General features: G+C 60.6%; 12 protein-coding genes. 3 read left to right on the top strand and 9 right to left on the bottom strand.

Annotation, left to right across the window (positions count from 1 at the left end; translation table 11 throughout):
* Positions 1–98 precede the first annotated feature (98 nt).
* A complete protein-coding gene (locus RAB70_RS03130; protein ID WP_148827857.1) occupies positions 99–941 on the top strand; it encodes an ABC transporter ATP-binding protein in 843 nt (280 codons plus the stop codon).
* A gap of 122 nt (positions 942–1,063) precedes the next feature.
* Here RAB70_RS03130 and RAB70_RS03135 read toward each other — a convergent pair whose 3' ends face one another.
* Positions 1,064–1,516, bottom strand: coding sequence for a helix-turn-helix domain-containing protein (locus RAB70_RS03135; RefSeq protein WP_148827856.1), 453 nt, complete (start codon positions 1,514–1,516; stop codon positions 1,064–1,066).
* A gap of 133 nt (positions 1,517–1,649) precedes the next feature.
* Between RAB70_RS03135 and RAB70_RS03140 the strand changes: the two genes are divergently transcribed.
* Both RAB70_RS03140 and RAB70_RS03145 read left to right on the top strand, forming a co-directional pair.
* Positions 1,650–2,546, top strand: coding sequence for an NAD(P)H-binding protein (locus tag RAB70_RS03140; protein ID WP_148827855.1), 897 nt, complete (start codon positions 1,650–1,652; stop codon positions 2,544–2,546).
* A 321-nt stretch (positions 2,547–2,867) separates the two neighbouring features.
* Positions 2,868–3,047: a hypothetical protein gene (locus RAB70_RS03145; RefSeq protein ID WP_230979381.1), complete on the top strand. Its 180-nt coding sequence runs from the start codon at positions 2,868–2,870 to the stop codon at positions 3,045–3,047.
* A 163-nt stretch (positions 3,048–3,210) separates the two neighbouring features.
* On the opposite strand, the gene RAB70_RS03150 is transcribed toward RAB70_RS03145, so the two are convergent.
* The 8 genes from RAB70_RS03150 to mnmE form a co-directional block, all read right to left on the bottom strand.
* Positions 3,211–6,294: a type III restriction-modification system endonuclease gene (locus RAB70_RS03150; RefSeq protein WP_148827854.1), complete on the bottom strand. Its 3,084-nt coding sequence runs from the start codon at positions 6,292–6,294 to the stop codon at positions 3,211–3,213.
* The gene (locus tag RAB70_RS03155) at positions 6,291–7,328 is read right to left on the bottom strand and encodes a PDDEXK nuclease domain-containing protein (protein ID WP_265531018.1); all 1,038 of its coding nucleotides are present in this window, start codon (positions 7,326–7,328) and stop codon (positions 6,291–6,293) included. The genes RAB70_RS03150 and RAB70_RS03155 overlap by 4 nt, the downstream gene beginning before the upstream one ends.
* Before the next feature lie 28 nt (positions 7,329–7,356).
* Positions 7,357–9,240, bottom strand: a complete 1,884-nt coding sequence (locus tag RAB70_RS03160; protein ID WP_148827852.1) for a site-specific DNA-methyltransferase — start codon at positions 9,238–9,240, stop codon at positions 7,357–7,359.
* Between the two features lie 28 nt (positions 9,241–9,268).
* Complete coding sequence (locus RAB70_RS03165) at positions 9,269–9,604, bottom strand: hypothetical protein (protein ID WP_148827851.1); 336 nt, start codon at positions 9,602–9,604, stop codon at positions 9,269–9,271.
* Positions 9,605–9,637: 33 nt separating this feature from the next.
* On the bottom strand, positions 9,638–10,345 hold the full coding sequence (locus RAB70_RS03170; protein ID WP_148827850.1) for a DUF4391 domain-containing protein: 708 nt from the start codon (positions 10,343–10,345) through the stop codon (positions 9,638–9,640).
* Entirely contained in the window at positions 10,342–13,629 is a 3,288-nt protein-coding gene (locus tag RAB70_RS03175; RefSeq protein WP_148827849.1) for a helicase-related protein, read from the bottom strand. The genes RAB70_RS03170 and RAB70_RS03175 overlap by 4 nt, the downstream gene beginning before the upstream one ends.
* A 10-nt stretch (positions 13,630–13,639) precedes the next feature.
* Complete coding sequence (locus tag RAB70_RS03180; RefSeq protein WP_148827848.1) at positions 13,640–14,686, bottom strand: Fic family protein; 1,047 nt, start codon at positions 14,684–14,686, stop codon at positions 13,640–13,642.
* Between the two features lie 638 nt (positions 14,687–15,324).
* The gene (gene mnmE, locus RAB70_RS03185) at positions 15,325–16,668 is read right to left on the bottom strand and encodes a tRNA uridine-5-carboxymethylaminomethyl(34) synthesis GTPase MnmE (protein ID WP_148827847.1); all 1,344 of its coding nucleotides are present in this window, start codon (positions 16,666–16,668) and stop codon (positions 15,325–15,327) included.
* Positions 16,669–16,679: the final 11 nt, after the last annotated feature.

A 16,679-nucleotide genomic window follows, 5' to 3' on the forward strand; every position in this document is an offset into this window, starting at 1 on the left:
TGACGACATGATGGGGGTTGCGGGCGCAAACTTCACCCGGCGCTCGCGTATGGTATTCAGCCGCCAAGCGCTTCCGATCACAGAACGGTTTCGGTTCCATGTCAGCCGCCTCTTCCCAAGCAACCCCCGTGCCAGCGGCCACGCCGTTGATCGAACTCGATCGCGCCAGCGTCGTCCGCGGCCAGGTCCGCGTACTGCATTCGCTGAGCCTGCGCATCGCGCTTGGCCAGCACACCGCGATCCTCGGCCCGAACGGCTGCGGCAAATCCTCGTTCATCAAGCTCATCACCCGCGAGCTGTATCCGCTGGCGCGCGCCGGCGAGGAACCGGCGGTGCGGGTGCTCGGCCAGAGCCGCTGGCAGGTGGATCGGCTGCGCAGCCAGTTGGGCATCGTCACCGGCGACCTCAGCGTCAATCTCGCCGACATGCCCGGGCTGGACGTGGAAAGCGCGGTGCTGTCCGGGTTCTTCGCCAGCTACGTGGTGCCGCCGCACCGCGAAGTGACCGATGCGATGCGCGACCGCGCGCGCGAGGCGCTGCAGGCCGCGCACGCGCTGCCGTTGCTGCGGCGTCCTTATGCCGAGCTGTCGGCCGGCGAGACCCGGCGCGTGCTGATCGCGCGCGCCCTGGTCAATCGGCCGCAGGCACTGCTGCTGGACGAACCCAGCACCGGCCTGGACCTGGTCGCGCGCGAGCACCTGCTGGCGACGATGCGCGACCTCGCCCGTCAAGGCATCACCCTGGTGCTGGTCACCCACCACATCGAAGAGATCGTGCCGGAAATCGCACGGGTGATCCTGTTGCGCGAGGGCCAGGTGTACGCCGACGGCGCGCGCGAGGAACTGCTGGCCGATGCGCCGTTGTCGGCGGTGTTCGGCGGACCGGTACGGGTGCAGCGCGACGGCGACAGCTACAGCGCGCGGGTGGTTGCGGAGAGCTGATCCGCGGTTGCCGAATTCGGGCGTTTGCGGCCGTCGGGGTGGCGGGTAATGCGGGAATGTCCGTAAGGAGCGGCTTCCGCCGCGACCGGGCGTTCTCGGTGAAGCCGCTCGTACGGGACGCGTCAACCGTACGCGGCGCCCGCCGCCCGCGCCGGTGCATCGGCCTCGAACGCAGCACGTGCGCTGCGGATCTCCGCATGATGGTCGGCGGCCCAGCGCACCAGCGGCGCCAGCACCACGCTCAACGATTGCCCCAGTGGGGTGAGCCGGTACTCCACGCCGGGCGGCACGGTCGGCAGCACCTCGCGGGCGACCAGCCCTTCGCGCTGCAGGTCGCGCAGGGTCTGGGTCAGCATGCGCTGGGAGATGTCCGGCACCGCGCGGCGCAGTTCGCCGAAGCGGTGCGGGCGTTCGGCCAGCAGCATCACGAACAGGGTGCTCCACTTGTCGCCGATCTGCGCCAGCACGTCGCGCACCGGGCACTGGTCGATGGCCATGCCGGCACGCTGGTAGTCCTGCAACTGCTGGCTCAACAGCGCGTCGCAGGCAGCGACCGGCGGTACGACGGTGTCCATGGTGGTTACCTCGGGGTAATCAGGGGCGGAAAAAGTGCCGTCTTTACAGGTCGGCCAGGGTCTCTAGGATAGACCAGGTTCCTTTTCCAGACCATGGCGTCCTGCGACGCCGCCCTTCCTCAGGAGACCTGTCATGTCCGCATCTTCCGATTCCCTGCTCGTCACCGGCGCCGGCGGCCACTTCGGCCAGCGCGTGCTCGCGCACCTGCTCGACACCCTCAAGGTGGCGACGTCGCGGGTGGTGGCGATGACCCGCCAACCCGACCGCCTGGCCGCCTGGGCCGCGCGTGGCGTGGACGTGCGCCACGGCGATTTCGACGACGCCACCTCGCTCGACACTGCGTTCCGTGGCGCCGGCCGCGTGCTGCTGATCAGCACCGACGCACTGGACCGCCCCGGCCACCGCCTGCAGCAGCACCAGGCCGCGATCGCCGCCGCCGAGCGTGCCGGCGTCGGCCACCTGGTCTACACCTCCTGCCCGGAACCGCACGACTCGCCGCTGATGCTGGCCACCGACCATGCCGGTACCGAAGACAGCCTGGCCGCCAGCGCCCTGCCCGCCTGGACCGTGCTGCGCAACCACTGGTACTTCGAAAACCTGTTCATGAGCCTGCCGTCGGTGCTGGCCTCGGGCCAGTGGTACAGCGCGGCCGGCGACGGCGGCATCGCCCATATCGCGCGCGACGACCTGGCCCGCGCCGCCGCGGTCGCCCTGGCCGGCGGCGACGGCAAGCGCACGCTCACCCTCAGCGGCGCGCGCGCCTACACCACCGCCGAGATCGCCGCGCTGGTCGCGCAGGTGCTGGACGTGCAGATCCAGGTGGTGCCAGTACCGGTCGAAGGCCTGGTGCAGGGCATGGTCGGCACAGGCCTGCCCGAACCGGTCGCGCGCATCTATGCTTCGTTCGACACCAACACCGCCGCCGGCCGCGTCGCCACCGTCACCGGCGACTACCAGGCGCTGACCGGGCAGGCGCCGCTGCCGTTCGAACAGTGGCTGCAGGAGCAGCGCGCGGCGTTGGCGGCGTAAGCAGGGCGTAGCGACACGCTACTTTGCCGATGCGAAGTAGCGTTTCTGCTGCATTCCATCGATTTTCAATAGCGTTCTGGAAGCCACTCAATGCGCTTGGTCCTATTCTTGGACCCAGAAACCAAGCGTGTTCCTTGGTAGCGGCAGACGGCCATCCCTGGACGCTTCTCGCTCTCCCGTTACCAATTGTGGTGTGCCAATGGGCGACCTGAGCGGTGTGAAGAGCCCATCAAGTTTCAACCGCACTATGTCGACCGTGGCGATCACATCGCCATCAAAGGCGCATAGGTCAAGGGCGGACGTGGCCGCACGGTACCGATCATGACACCGCAGCAGGGGACGGTGCTGGACGAAGTACACCGGCTGGCAGGATTGGGCTCGCTGATCCCCGCGAACAAGACCTACATCCAGCAGCGGCCCGTTTACGATGGGCAATGCAAGGCAGCAGGTCTGAGCAACATGCACGGGCTGCGGCATCGGTATGCCGCAGATGCGGTATGAGGCACTGACGGAGTGTCCGCACCAACAGCAGGTGGACCTCCCGTCAGAGCGCTGATCGACGCACACCGAGCCCAGGATACCGCAGCACGAAAAATCATCAGTACAGAACTTGGGCACGAACGTCTGCAAGTCACGGCTATCTATCTCGGAAGATCAGCGGCCTCTACTTCACGACTTCCATCAGCTTGCCAAAGCTATCCACCACGTCATATCTGACGTTCTCCGGGGCATAGCGGCGATTTATCTCATCAAAAAACTTGCGGGCGCATTTGATCTTGGTTTTCTCGATTTCGCGCAGTTCCATGGATGACATAGAGCCTTTGGTTTCGGCAACGAAGTAGATGTGCTTGACCGTACCTTCCTTGAAGCTGATCGCCCAGTCCGGGTTGTAGTCACCCACGGGCGTGGGAATCAGGAAGCCGCGCGGCAGCTTGGCATAGACCACCACTTCATTGGCCGTATCCAGTTCTTTCACGAAGTCGCGCTCGATGTTCGAGTCGGTCAGCACGTAGTCGTAGATGTGCCGTTGCAGCTTGTGCCCGGCCCTGCTGAAGTCCTGCTTGGTCTGCCCGGCTGTGAAGATGTCCAGATCGAACTTGTCCTCGACCGGGTCATAGGCCAGATGCTCGATGATGACCGTCGCCTTCTGTTCGTTGATGAGCCGTGTGGCCTCGGCGATGAAGCTCTCTGGGTTCCTCTTGAACTGCGCAAAGACCGCGACGTTGATGCCCTTGAGGATTTCCGCCACCGTCCGGCGGGTCAATTGCGTGCCTTCGGCCAGCTTGCCGATCAGGTCGTACTTGACCGCTGAATGGATCGACTGTTTGTTGTACTCGGTCTTTGTTTCGGAAACCTTGAAACCATCGCCACGCTGGAGCGCCTCGCGGGTCACCTGGTCGATCTGTTCGCCAGCCTGGATGGCGTATTGCAGCGGGGTTACGCGCAGGGCCGCGTCCAGCTCCTTGACCGCCTTTTGCACCAGCTCGTCCGAGTCGAAATCAACACTGTAGGCCGCCTTTCGGTTGATGCGGTTCCACAGCGCCTTGAACTCCTGCTTTTCGAAGTTGGCGTTGAGCGGATTCTTCTTCGGGCGGCGGTCGTCGCTGATGTCGGGCAACTGACTTTCGCTGAAGACGCTATCCACAAGCGTGAACACTTGGTCGCCCAAGGGAGCGAGTTCATCCGGCAGCGCAGCCAGCGTGCCGTTCTTCTTGGCCTGATGGTATTTCTCGGTGATGTTGCGCTTTTTGTCGACATAGCCGTTCTGAATCAGGTAGAACTCGATGTCGGTCGCTTGATCTTCTGTGACAGTCACTGAGCCGGTGGCCGTGGTCACCATCTTGCCAGTAAAGAATGCCTTATCCGCCACGCGCGGACGTTCCGACAGCGACTCGCTGATGTCCTTCTGCAGCGCGGTCACGAAATCCTTGTAGCTCTCGCTGGCCACTACCGTCAGCACGTTCACATCGTGCACCGTGGCCGGTTGATCCATCCGGTCACCATTCTGGTTGACCGACAGCCGCAAGCCGCGTCCCACCTCCTGGCGACGGGAGATGGTGTTGTCGCTGTGCTTGAGCGTGCAGATGACGAACACGTTCGGGTTGTCCCAGCCTTCGCGCAAGGCCGAGTGTGAGAAGATGAAACGCACCGGCTCGGCGAGCGAAAGCAGGCGCTCTTTATCCTTCAGGATCAGGTCGTAGGCATCCACGTCATCGGACAGCCCCGCATTCTCGCCGCGCGCGGCAACCGCCGAGTCCACCTGCCGCTTGCTCTTCTTGTCGATAGAGAAGTAGCCGCTGTGGGTTTTTTCTGTTGCAATGCCCTCCAGGTATTTGACGTAGGCCGTCTCGTCCAGGTCGAGCACCTCATTGAGGTACTGCGTGTACTCCTCTTCAAAGATGCGGGCGTATTCGCCTTTTTCATCCGCCTGCGCGTAGTCGCGGTACTTGGCCACCTCGTCGATGAAGAACAGGGTCAGCACCTTCACATCCTGATGGAACAGCGCCTGCTCCTTGTCGAAGTGCGCCTTGATGGCCTCACGAATCTGGATACGGCGCAATGCTGCCTCGGTTACGTCGCCGGTGGCGTCGCCGACCGTCAGCTCCACGCCATTGGTAAAGCTCAGGGTGTCGGTGTTGGCGTTGATGTCCGCGACCACGTGGTCGCGGTATTGATCCAGTCCACCCGACAGCTCGAACAGGTTGTCGCCCTTGCCGAGTTTTCTCACCACGCGCTTGATGTTGCCGCCCGCCAGCTTCTGCTCGAACTCGACGCGCGCCTCGGGCGGCTTCTTGCTGGAAATCTCGATGGATTGCAGGTACAGATAGCCCGCCGTGCCTGCCAGCCCCTTCACCGCGATGCCGCGCACAGCGATCTTCTTCACCAGCTTCTGGTTGTAGGCGTCCAGCGCATCCAGCCGATGAATCTTGTTGTGGGTGGTCTTGTGGGTGGCCGAGTAGCGCAGCACCGCTAGCGCCTTGAATTCTTCCAGCGATTTCAGCGTGGCTGCACCTTCCATCTTCTGCGGCTCATCCAGAATCATGATCGGCCGGTTGGCGCTGATCACGTCGATGGGCTTGCGCGACTGGAAATCGTCCAGCACGTCGTAGATACGGCGGTTTTCCGCCCCGCGCGAGGCGAAAGCCTGCACGTTGATCACCATCACGTTGATGCCCGCGTCCGACGAGAAGCTCTCCAGGTGATGCAGTTGCTTGGAGTTGTAGATGAAGAAGCGCGCCTTCTTGTGATACGTCTCCAGAAAGTGCTCGGCGGTGATGTCCAGCGACTTGGCCACGCCCTCGCGGATGGCGATGCTGGGCACGACGATGATGAACTTGCTCCAGCCGTATAGCTTGTTCAGCTCGAAGATGGTCTTGATGTAGCAGTAGGTCTTGCCCGTGCCGGTTTCCATCTCGATGTCGAGATTGATATTGGCCACCTTGGTCTTGACCAGCGCATCCGACAACGGCAGGTTCTGCCCCCGCTGCACGGCGTGGATGTTGTCCAGCAGAGCCAGCTCCGACAGGGTGAGGTCGGCGTTGCGGAAAGCCGCCTCCTGCTCTGCCGCCGCATCCCGCGCGGCCTCCAGCGCCAGCGCGCCCTGGGGGCTGGCCGGTGCCGCCTTGCGGGTGCCGGGATCAAGGCGATAGCGAATGCCACCGTGATGCGGCGCCTGCCCCTTGAAGCAATCCACCACTGCCTGCACGGCGGCCGTCTGGTAGGCCTGGGTCTTGAATTTCAGCTTCATGCCTGCGCCTCCCCGGGCGCATCATCTGCATCCCGCAGTTCACTCTCGATATCCTCGATACGAGGCAAGTCTGTTTGCAGTTCCTTGGGCAAAGCCTGCACCAGTTGATACTCCGCAACGCCGATGGGCTTGTTCATGTCGCGCAAGGCGTACTCTGCCACCACCTTGTCGCGGTTCTTGCATAGCAACAGGCCCAGGCTGGGGTTGTCGCTGGGGTGCCTGAACTGGCTGTCCACCGCGCTGAGGTAGAAATTGAGCTTGCCTGCGTATTCGGGCTGGAACTCGCCGGCTTTCAGTTCCACCACCACATAGCAGCGCAACTTCAGGTGGTAGAACAACAGGTCGATGTAGAAATCCTTGTCGCCCACTTCCACATGCACCTGCTGTCCGACGAAAGCAAAGCCCGCACCTAGCTCCATCAGGAACTGGGTGACGTGCTTGACCAGCGCATCCTCGATGGCACGTTCCTGCGCCTCCTTGCCCAGACCGAGAAAGTCCAGGCGGTATGGGTCTTTCAGTGACTCGCGGGCCAGATCCGACTGCGGCCTGGGCAGGCGCTGGCCGAAGTTGGTGATGGCCGCGCCTGTACGCTGGCGCAAGCCGGATTCGATCTGCATCACCAGCACGTTGCGCGACCAGCCGTTCTCCAGCGCCTGCGCGGCGTACCATTGCCGCTCCTCGGCGGTCTGGAGCTTGTCCAGCAGCGCCAACTGATGATACCAAGGCAATTGTGCAAGCGCCGCTTGCACAAATTCGCCATCGGGCCACGCCTCGGCAAAGGCCCGCATGTACTTGAGGTTGCGCGGGGAGAAGCCTTTCATGTCCGGAAAGGCGTTGCACAGATCGCGTGCCAGCCTGTCCACCACCTTGCTGCCCCACCCCTGGCTGGCCTGGCGCGCCAGAATGTCCTGGCCGATATGCCAGTACAGCAACACCAGCTCGCGATTGACCGCAAGCGTGGCGCGTTGCTGGGCGGCATGGATGCGCTGCTTGAGCTCAGCCAGCCAGTCGGCATAGCCGGTGGGGCTGGCCATCAATTCATCTTTACTCATCTGCGCCCCCTCAGATGCTCTTCACTTCTGTGGAGGGCGACAAGAGCTTGAAGATCTGCTCCACATTGATCTTGACGGCGCTGCTCTTGAACCCCGCGTCGCGGAACACCACGCGCAAGGGCCTGTGCGTGGCCAGTTCCTTGACGAAGGCTTCGTCCACGCCGCCATGCGCATCGAAGCAGGCGGCAAGCGCATTGCCGTCCACGAAGAACACATCCTTGCCCTGGATGGCCTTCTGCTCGATGGGCAGGGCGAGGTCAACGCCCCAGTCCAGCATGACCTGAAACAGCAGGTCTTCCGCCGTGCGGTCGGGCTTGATGTTGTCCACGAACAGGTCGAGGTTGGCTTTGTCCAGCGCATCGGGCGCGTAGTAGACATCAGCCATGTTAGATGTGTCGACTCTGAGGCTCCGAAAGCCGACATCTATCCTTACATTAGAATTCCTGAGTTGATCTCCTGCCCGCCGAATTCTCTCTCTTGCGATATCTGCAATGGATGTAAATCCTGCATTCGCCGCCACACTTTCTGGCGGACATGCCTCAGGTAGCTGCACGAGGATGAATTTCGTGTTCGTACTGCAAGCCGCATTTCGAGACAAGACTGCATGCGCGGTCGTTCCGGAACCTGAAAAAAAATCGAGAACAATCTCGTCGTCACCTGAGAGGCACTGAGATGCTAAGGATTCAATGAGCTGTGTAGATTTTGGATGCGGGAAAATTTTTGCATCGAATATACCTTGAAGCTCCCGGGTGGCCTGCGTGTTAGATGGGGCGATCAACGAGTTTGAAACTTTGTCATCCGTCCTCGAAACCATCCAGGTCGATACAGGGACTGTGTCAAATTTTGCCTCATTCTGGAATCGCTTCAGCATAGGGCGTCCCGATGAGGCGGCAGGAAATATCACTCTGCCTTCTGAAATTTTCTCTGCCATAGTCTTCCGACTGTAGGGCCAATAACGGCCTTGAGGCGGCAAGAATTCATTTCCAGTGGCGGGGTCTTTTATAGCGTAGTAGACATCCCCCCCTGCTTTTCCCGCACTGAGGTTGTCAGCCTTCCAAGGACCTCGCGGATCATTGTCAGGGTTCGTGTAGCCTGCATAGGTTCGCTCTATACCTGCTAGTCTTCCCTTGTTTTTTCCGTAGCAAAGCACATATTCGTGATCCACGCTTGTGTTGTCCACTGAATCCATTGCACCACTGCGACGCTTCCAAACAAAGTTACAGTAGAAATTGTGAGCGCCAAAAATCTCGTCACAGAGCAGCTTAAGATTCGCCGCCTCTGAGTCGTCAATGGAAATGAAGATAACTCCATCATCATGCAGCAGATGTCGCGCCAACCGAAGGCGCGGTAGCATCATGCTCAGCCAATCCGAATGAAATCGGCCGTTTGTTGAAGTATTTACACCAAGCCTGTTACCCTCACCATCTTTCTGATTGGATGAGAGCAGGTATTTTTCCGCATCCTGGGCGAAATCATCTTCATAAATGAAATCACTGCCAGTGTTATAGGGTGGATCGATGTAGATCATTTTTATCCGACCCAGGTAAGTCTCCTGCAGTAATTTCAATGCATCAAGATTGTCCCCTTCGATAAATAAGTTTCTCGTCGTGTCAAAGTCTACACTTTCCTCTCGGATAGGTCGTAACGTCTTTGCTATTGGTGCATTTGCGACCAGCACCGCCTCACGTTTACCGGGCCAATTCAAATGATATCGCTCTTGCACTCCGTCTACGACAACGGGAGAGAGCTCTTGTCGTAGCCTATCGAAATCAATGGATTTTCTTAGGTTGCCAGTATCGTCGCGCGTTTCTGTCACGCAATGAGGGAACATCTTCCGGAGGCGGGCAATGTTCTCTTCTGCAATGTTTGGCGAGTGCATTTTCAGATTATCCATAAAACTTTCTCTCTAATATTATTAGGCTTTATTTTTTTTCAAGCCTGTATCCTGCGCGGATCAATGCCCAGAAGAATTCATTATTGTTGACGCGGAATCGCCATTCTTGTTTGTAGGGACGCGCACCTTCTTCCACTTCAATTTCTAAAACAGAGAATTCATCACTGAGATCACTGTCGCAGTTGAAATAAACACGACACTCAGCCCCCCATTTATTTGGCTGATGCTGATATCCCTCGCCAACAACGGGGATCATTCCGGTGATTTGCTGGTAGGCAGCCTCAAATTTATCAACCGCGCTGGGGTTAACCTCCGCCTCCAGATAGGCGCCTGTCACATTTTCGCGGAAGAAACTGATATCCATTGAAACCTCCTTTGAATTCTGGGCGCTGGCACGTCAAGTGATCTTTTTTTTATCCACCATAAGCCGATCAACTTCATTTTTCAGTCTTCGTAATTCGACGTTTATCTCCACCTTGCGGTTGAATTGCTTTTCCTTCGCCAGCCTCGCTGCTGTTCTTTCCACTTCACGTTGCTTGGCCTGCACCTGCTCCACGCGCGCCACTAGTTCTGCAAGCGTTTCCTGCGGGCGCAAGGATAGAGGGATCAGACGCTGCAGCAACTGTTCGTACAAGCCGCCCAGATGCAGCGCTACGGGCATGACGGTCCGCTGGCTGCCGACCGGCAGCCAGTCGGACGCAAAGTAGTCCGATACCACCCAGCGGCTCGCATCGGCGTCATTCCGGCGTTTGTAGGCGGCGATGATCTGCGTCCTGCCATCGAAAGCCAGCTCGAACACGATGGGGAACGGAATGGCCTCGTCAATGCAACGCAGCACGTCACGATGCAGTTCCGGCGTCTTGAGCTGAAGATTGAACACCTGAATTTCTGGCACGCCGGGCCGCGCAGGCAGGCGAATCGTCTCCGGCGCAAGCTTGAATGCCCAGACGATCTGCTCGACGTGCTTGACGAACAAATCTTTGAGGCGGTTTGTCGCGCCACTGTGCTCGTATACCTTGCTTTTGGGCAGCGCGCGACCAAAAGCGGCCTGCGCCGGGTAAGCGATGAAGGCCTGATGCTGGTGCGCGGGGCTAGGCTGACTCATCCGGCCTCCTGTATCACAAGAAAGGCGATCAGCTCGAAGTCGTCCAACCCGTTGATGGTGTGCGTGAGCGCCGTGGTCTTGCCTCCAGTGAACAGGCTGTCGAGGTCCTTCTCTTCCTTCACCTCGATCATCGAACGGATAGCCTTGTTCAGCAGCTCGGAATACGGCTGCATCTTGCGGCCATCGGCGGTGGCTCTGTTGAAGCGTTGGCAGACTTCAGCAATCGGTGCCGCTCGCCCTTTGCAGCACAGGCGCACCAGATCGAGCAGGCGCTTGACCTCGGTGTAGTCGTGAACAACCTCACCCTCGCGGTTGATGTAAACGAGGTAGTAAGGGTGCAGCCGGTTGTGCTGTGGCAGGTGGGCGGGCGGATTCACGCCTGCGTTGCGGTTGCGTAGCGTGAAGATGACGCCGGGGGCGAGGCCGAGCTCAGGGTTCGCGGGGACGACGGCGTGCAGTCCGTTAGGTGACTTGCCCAGGTCGCCGTGGGCCTTCACGTAGTTCAGCAAATCCATGCGGAAATCGTTGAGGCCAAGATCGGTGATGGAGACACCGGTTTTCAGGTCTTCCAGTTCGATGACTTCTTCCTGCAGGCGGCGCAGTTGTTCCTTGCGGTAGGACATGTCGTTGGCTTGCGCGGAGATGACATTGTCGTCTCCGGTGGCGGTGACATCCACGATCATCATCCGGTTTTCGACGCGCTCCTTGAGGTTGATGTATTCGTCCAGCGAGATGTCCGGCCAGTAGTTCGCCAACTGGATGCTGGTGTTGGGTGAGCCGATGCGATCCACGCGCCCGAAGCGCTGGATGATGCGCACCGGGTTCCAGTGGATGTCGTAGTTGATGAGGTAGTCGCAGTCCTGAAGGTTCTGGCCTTCGGAGATGCAGTCCGTGCCGATGAGCACGTCGATTTCCGCAGGCTCATTCGGCAAAACGACGGCCTTTTCTTTCGAGCGAGGGGAGAACAGCGTCAGCAGTTCCTGGAAGTCATACGCTTTGGGCAAGGTGGACTTGGGGCGATCGCTGCCTGTCACCTTGCCGGTATGCAGTTGCAGGGCCTGCAATGCGGGAGCCAGATTGGCGTACAGGTAGTCGGCGGTATCGGCGAAGGCGGTGAAGATCAGGATCTTCTTGTTACCGGGGTTCATGGGGTTGGTGATCTTGCCCAGCACATGGCCCTTGAGATGCTGGAGCTTGGCATCGTCCTCGGGCGTGATCCTCGACATCGAGGTCAACAGGGCTTCGATGTGGGCGAGATCGGCTTTCAGGTCATGTTCCCACGAGGGCAAGTCCATGTCTGCCAAGCTGATCTTGAGCTTGCCACCGGTATCGCTGCCTTGTTCGAGTTCATCGAGCAAGTCATCTTCTTCTGCATCAAGGACTTCCAGCACGCTGGCCATGTCATCCACGCTGGCAGCGCTACCGGTCTGCCTAAAGGCCGCGATCTGCGCCAACGTGTTCTGGTGGTTGGCTTGCAGGGATTGCAGCGTGAGCCTGAAGGATTGGACGGAGCTTTCCAGCCGCTTGAGCAGGTTGACCGTCATCAAGCGTTGCAGGCCGCTTTCCCGGCCTTCGAGGCTCAGGTTGCCTTTTTCGTCGCCGGATTGGGCGTTGTAGCGTTCGATGTATTGCTGGCGCTTACTGGCAAGGATGTATTTGGCCGGCCCGTACACCGCCAGGAGCAGCTTGGTCAGCAGCTCGAAAATCTCGTTGAAACCCATCACGTCATCGCGCGTTGTCAGTGCGCAATGGAACGACAAGGGCTTTCGGCGCTCGGGGAAATGGCCAATGTCCTTGGTGTCGTAGAAAGTCTGGATATGCCTGCGTGAGCGCGCGATGGTGACGCTGTCCAGCAGCTCAAAGAAGTCGAAGTCCAGCGCATCCAGAATGGCGCGTGGCGTGCGTTGCTCCGGCGGCAGCTTCGACCAGGCGTTGAACGCTTTCTGCGCGTTGCGGAAAACCTCTTCCACCGATTTGCTGGTGCGCAGCTTCTTGTTGAGGTTTTCCGAGTCGCCTTCGTAGGCGAGCGCGAGCTGGTTTCTCAGATCCGTGAAGCGGTTGTTGACCGGCGTCGCAGAGAGCATCAATACCTTGGTCTTCACGCCTTCGCGGATGACCTTATTCATGAGCTTCTGGTAGCGGGTTTCCTTGTCCTTGTAAGCGTCGTTGTTGCGGAAATTGTGCGACTCGTCGATGACGACGAGATCGTAGTTGCCCCAGTTGATGCGGTTGAGCGGCGTGCCGAACGATTCGCCGCTGGTACGGCTCAGGTCGGTGTGGGCCAGAACGTCGTAGCCGAAGCGATCCTTGGCGAAAGGGTTGGTCTTGAGGTTGCGGTTGTAATTGAGCCAATTGTCGGCCAGCTTCTTGGGACACAACACCAGGACGGACTTGTTGCGCAGTTCGTAATACTTGACTACAGCGAGCGCGGTGAAGGTCTTGCCGAGGCCGACGCTGTCGGCAAGGATGCAGCCGCTGTAGGTTTCCAGCTTGTTGATGATGCCGGTGGCCGCGTCCTTCTGGTAGTTGAAGAGCTTGTTCCAGATCAGCGTGTCCTGATAGCCGGTGCGGTCGTTAGGCAGAACGTCTTCGTCGACGTCATCAAGGAACTCGTTGAAGATGTTGTAGAGCACCAGAAAATAGATGCTCTCGGGCGCGTTTTCCTGATAGACCGAGGCGACGTGGTCGCAGATTTGCGCAGTGACGTCTTCCAGCTTTTCCGGATCGTTCCAGATTTGATCGAACAGGCTCAGGTAGGTGGCCGTGAAGTTGGGTTCGTCCATCTTGTTGACCAGGTTGGACACGGCATTGCCCTGTTGGTAGCCCAGGTCGACGGCGGTAAAGCCATGTAGAGGCGTGTAGGCCGTGTCGGCGCTGCCCGACTGCACGCAAGCGAACTGCTGCATGGGAGCTTTGCTGCGATTGCTTCTGAATTTGGCCTTGCGTCGTAGCCAGTCGGCGCATTCCCGGGCAACCGCCCTTTGGGTGAGTTGGTTGCGCAACTGGATTTCGAATTCGCTACCGTACAGGCTGCGCTCCCGCTCCAGCTTGGGGATGTGGAACCCGCGGCGTTCCTTGCGGATCTTGTCTGTGACTTCGTCGGCCACAAAAGTGGGAGAGGTGAAGATGAAGTTCAGTTCATCGATCTTTTCCAGTTCGGACTTCAAGGCCTCGTAGGCATACATTGAAAAGCACGAGGCCGCGATCTTCAGCCGCGCCCCTGGCCGAATGGCTTGCTTGAGATCATCACCCAGCAAGCGGCTGATGTTGTCGATCAGTTCCATCGTGCTCCCCTTACACCCGCTTGGCCCATTTCGCACCTCGCCCCTTGCCAGTCGATTCGATCAACGCCTCCGATTTCATCACCCTCAACACCAGCCGCACCATGTCCCGGCTTACGCCCGGGCAAGCCTCGTCGATCTCCGAAATCGAGAACGGCAGGCTGCGTCCAAGCACTTCCGCCCGCACCCGATCGCCCTTGCTACCACGCCCATGGTCGATGGTGCCGACGCGTTCCTCGAACTCACAATACGCCCGCAGCAATTCCCCCCAAAAGTAGTCGAGCCACGGTTTGACGTCGTGCCGCCCCCGGTGCCAAGCCAGCGAGCTGGCTTCCAGCATCTCTTCGTAGCGTTCCTTGGTGTCGTCGAAGATGCGTTCCAAGCTGATGTAGCGGCCCACCGCATAGTCGAAGTGGTAGAGCAGTAGCCCGGTCAGTAGGCGGGACATGCGGCCATTGCCATGGGTGAAAGGATGGATGCACAGAAAGTCGAGCACTGCCAGTGGCACCAGCACCAGTGGGTCGGCCAGGTGCTGGTCCAATGCGTTAGCGTAGCGCCCTGTCAGGTCGGCCAAGGCAATCGGCGCCAAGTGCGCAGCGACCGGCTGGAAGCGCCCCCGCAACGTGCCATCCGTGTGGCGCTCGATAGTGTCGTTGTTGGTGGCCGTCAAACGCCCGTCCTCCTGCGGCATGTAGCGGTACAGCGCGGTGTGCAATTGCAGCACCACACCTTCGTTGAAGGGCATGTGCGCGGCCGATTCATGGATCAACGCCAAGGCATCGCGGTAGCCAGCGATCTCCTGTTCGAAGCGGCTCTTCGGCGCCGCATTTCGGATGACCAGTGACCTCAGCCGTGAGGGAGCCACGACAACGCCTTCCAATCGGTTGGATGATTCGGTGAATTCGATCATCGCGATCTGGCGCAGGCCTTTGAGGGCTTCCGGAGATTGGGCAGCGTAAAGTTTTTGTTTGCCCTGATACTCGCCCAATGCACGCAGTGTGGTCGCCTGGGTGCCGTCGAAGCGAAGCGCAGCAAGGTACTCGGCAGTAAGCGAGCGCATGGGGCGACAGGCCCAGGCTGGAAAAATATGGCAATTGTACCCTTTAAAAAGGTACTTAGTAGGGTAAATGCCCTATTAAATCGCGTTTGACAATCCGCTTCCTGAGCGCAGAGCAGGCCATGCGTGCTTTGCGCAACGAGCACGGCTAACTCGAGCATGCAAGGCAGTTGTCAACCAGTTGTTGATCATTACCCCGACGGCGTGCGCCGCAGGGCATGGATGGTGAAGGCGGGAATCTCCTGCCCATGCTAGGGCACCTTCAGCGCCTGGCTACGCATTGTTGGCGAATGGTTTGGCCAGGGTGCCACGGTCTGGCTACACCCAGACGCAGCTGCTAGCAGCGAGTGGTTTGAGTGCCTTGAAGAAGCGGTCAGCGAAATCGGCCATGGTGGCGTCTTCCGCGCCGGCCACGTTCTCCTGCTGTTTCTTTTGCTGGCGACTCCCCAATCGCCACCTGGTGGACTGCCTCGTCAAGTAGAGGGAGGAGAAGCAAGAACCCAGCGACTTGGAACCAAACTTGGACATGAAAATGGATGGCTTTGACTGTATCACCGAACCACTCAGTAGAAAAAAATCCCTCTATTTACGCAGCTTAGCGCTACATCAGCAGACATCAGTGGATGTCCCTGTACGCCACCTCACTTCCCGATGCAGAAGCTGGAGAAGATCCGCCCGAGCAGGTCGTCGGCACTGAGCGTGCCGACGATCTCGCCGAGCGCGGCATGGGCCAGGCGCAACTCTTCGGCGGCCAGTTCCAGGCGTTCGTACTGCAGTTCGACCGCCGCCGCGTCGGCATGCGTCGCGGCGCGCTGCAGCGCGTCGACGTGGCGGGCGCGCGCGGAGAACTCGCCGTCGCTACCCTCGCCGGCCGCGGCACCGGCGATCGCGCGCAACTGCGCGTGCAACTGCTCCAGCCCGCTGCCGGTAGCCGCAGAAACGTAGACGCGCTCGGCGCTGGCCGCGGGCACGGCGGCGAGCAGGTCGCTCTTGTTGTGGATCCACAGGCGCTGCGGCACATCGGCGATGGCATCGGCGATCGCGGCCTGGCCGGCCTCGGCGTCGCGCGCATCCAGCACGATCAGCGCCAGGTCGGCGCGCTGCAGTTCCTGGCGCGCGCGGCGCATGCCCTCGCGCTCGATCGCATCGCCACCCTCGCGCAGGCCGGCGGTGTCGACCAGGGTCAGTTCCACGCCGTCCAGGCGCACGGTCTCGTGCAAGGTGTCGCGGGTGGTGCCGGCGATGTCGGTGACGATGGCGCGGTCGCTGCCGGCCAGCGCGTTGAGCAGCGAACTCTTGCCGGCATTCGGTGGGCCGACCAGCACCGCGTGCAGGCCATCGCGCAGGCGCCGGCCGCGTTCGGCGTCGGCACGCAACTGCGCCAGGTCGGTGCGCGCCTGCGCCAGGCCGGCGCGGACCTGCTCGCCGCCCAGCGTGTCCAGCGCCTCGTCGGCGAAATCGATCGCCGCTTCGATGTGGATGCGCAGTCGGATCAGCTGTTCGGCCAGGTCGTCGACGCGACGCGAAAACACCCCGTCCAGCGAGCGCCGTGCCGCGCGTGCCGCGCGCAGGTCGCCGGCGGCGATCAGGTCGGCGATCGCCTCGGCCTGGGCCAGGTCCAGCTTGCGGTTGAGGAAGGCGCGCTCGCTGAACTCGCCCGGGCGTGCCGGCCGCGCGCCGAGTTCGCAGCAGCGTGCCACCAGGTGCCGCAGCAGCACCGGGCTGCCGTGCGCCTGCAGTTCCAGCACGTCCTCGCCGGTGAAGCTGCGCGGTGCCGGAAACCAGAGCGCGATACCGTCGTCCACGATCTCGCCATGCGCGTCGCGAAAACGCGCGTAGCGCGCGCTGCGCGGCACCAACGTGCCCAGGCCCAGCCCCTCGGCGATGGCCGCCGCCGCCGGACCGGACACGCGGACCACGCCGACGCCACCGGCGCCGGGAGCGGTGGCGATGGCGGCGATGGTCTCGGTGGCGGAAGACGGCATGGCGAAGGCGA

It is taken from the genome of Xanthomonas sontii (assembly GCF_040529055.1).
GTDB lineage: Bacteria > Pseudomonadota > Gammaproteobacteria > Xanthomonadales > Xanthomonadaceae > Xanthomonas_A > Xanthomonas_A sontii.

What these genes read in the sequence shown, in the direction of transcription:
- RAB70_RS03180 (WP_148827848.1), bottom strand. Translation starts at nt 14,686, where the DNA reads ATGCGCTCGCTTACTGCCGAGTACCTTGCTGCGCTTCGCTTCGACGGC.
- RAB70_RS03130 (WP_148827857.1), top strand. Translation starts at nt 99, where the DNA reads ATGTCAGCCGCCTCTTCCCAAGCAACCCCCGTGCCAGCGGCCACGCCG.
- RAB70_RS03170 (WP_148827850.1), bottom strand. Translation starts at nt 10,345, where the DNA reads ATGAGTCAGCCTAGCCCCGCGCACCAGCATCAGGCCTTCATCGCTTAC.
- RAB70_RS03160 (WP_148827852.1), bottom strand. Translation starts at nt 9,240, where the DNA reads ATGGATAATCTGAAAATGCACTCGCCAAACATTGCAGAAGAGAACATT.
- RAB70_RS03135 (WP_148827856.1), bottom strand. Translation starts at nt 1,516, where the DNA reads ATGGACACCGTCGTACCGCCGGTCGCTGCCTGCGACGCGCTGTTGAGC.
- mnmE (WP_148827847.1), bottom strand. Translation starts at nt 16,668, where the DNA reads ATGCCGTCTTCCGCCACCGAGACCATCGCCGCCATCGCCACCGCTCCC.
- RAB70_RS03150 (WP_148827854.1), bottom strand. Translation starts at nt 6,294, where the DNA reads ATGAAGCTGAAATTCAAGACCCAGGCCTACCAGACGGCCGCCGTGCAG.
- RAB70_RS03175 (WP_148827849.1), bottom strand. Translation starts at nt 13,629, where the DNA reads ATGGAACTGATCGACAACATCAGCCGCTTGCTGGGTGATGATCTCAAG.
- RAB70_RS03165 (WP_148827851.1), bottom strand. Translation starts at nt 9,604, where the DNA reads ATGGATATCAGTTTCTTCCGCGAAAATGTGACAGGCGCCTATCTGGAG.
- RAB70_RS03145 (WP_230979381.1), top strand. Translation starts at nt 2,868, where the DNA reads ATGACACCGCAGCAGGGGACGGTGCTGGACGAAGTACACCGGCTGGCA.
- RAB70_RS03140 (WP_148827855.1), top strand. Translation starts at nt 1,650, where the DNA reads ATGTCCGCATCTTCCGATTCCCTGCTCGTCACCGGCGCCGGCGGCCAC.
- RAB70_RS03155 (WP_265531018.1), bottom strand. Translation starts at nt 7,328, where the DNA reads ATGGCCAGCCCCACCGGCTATGCCGACTGGCTGGCTGAGCTCAAGCAG.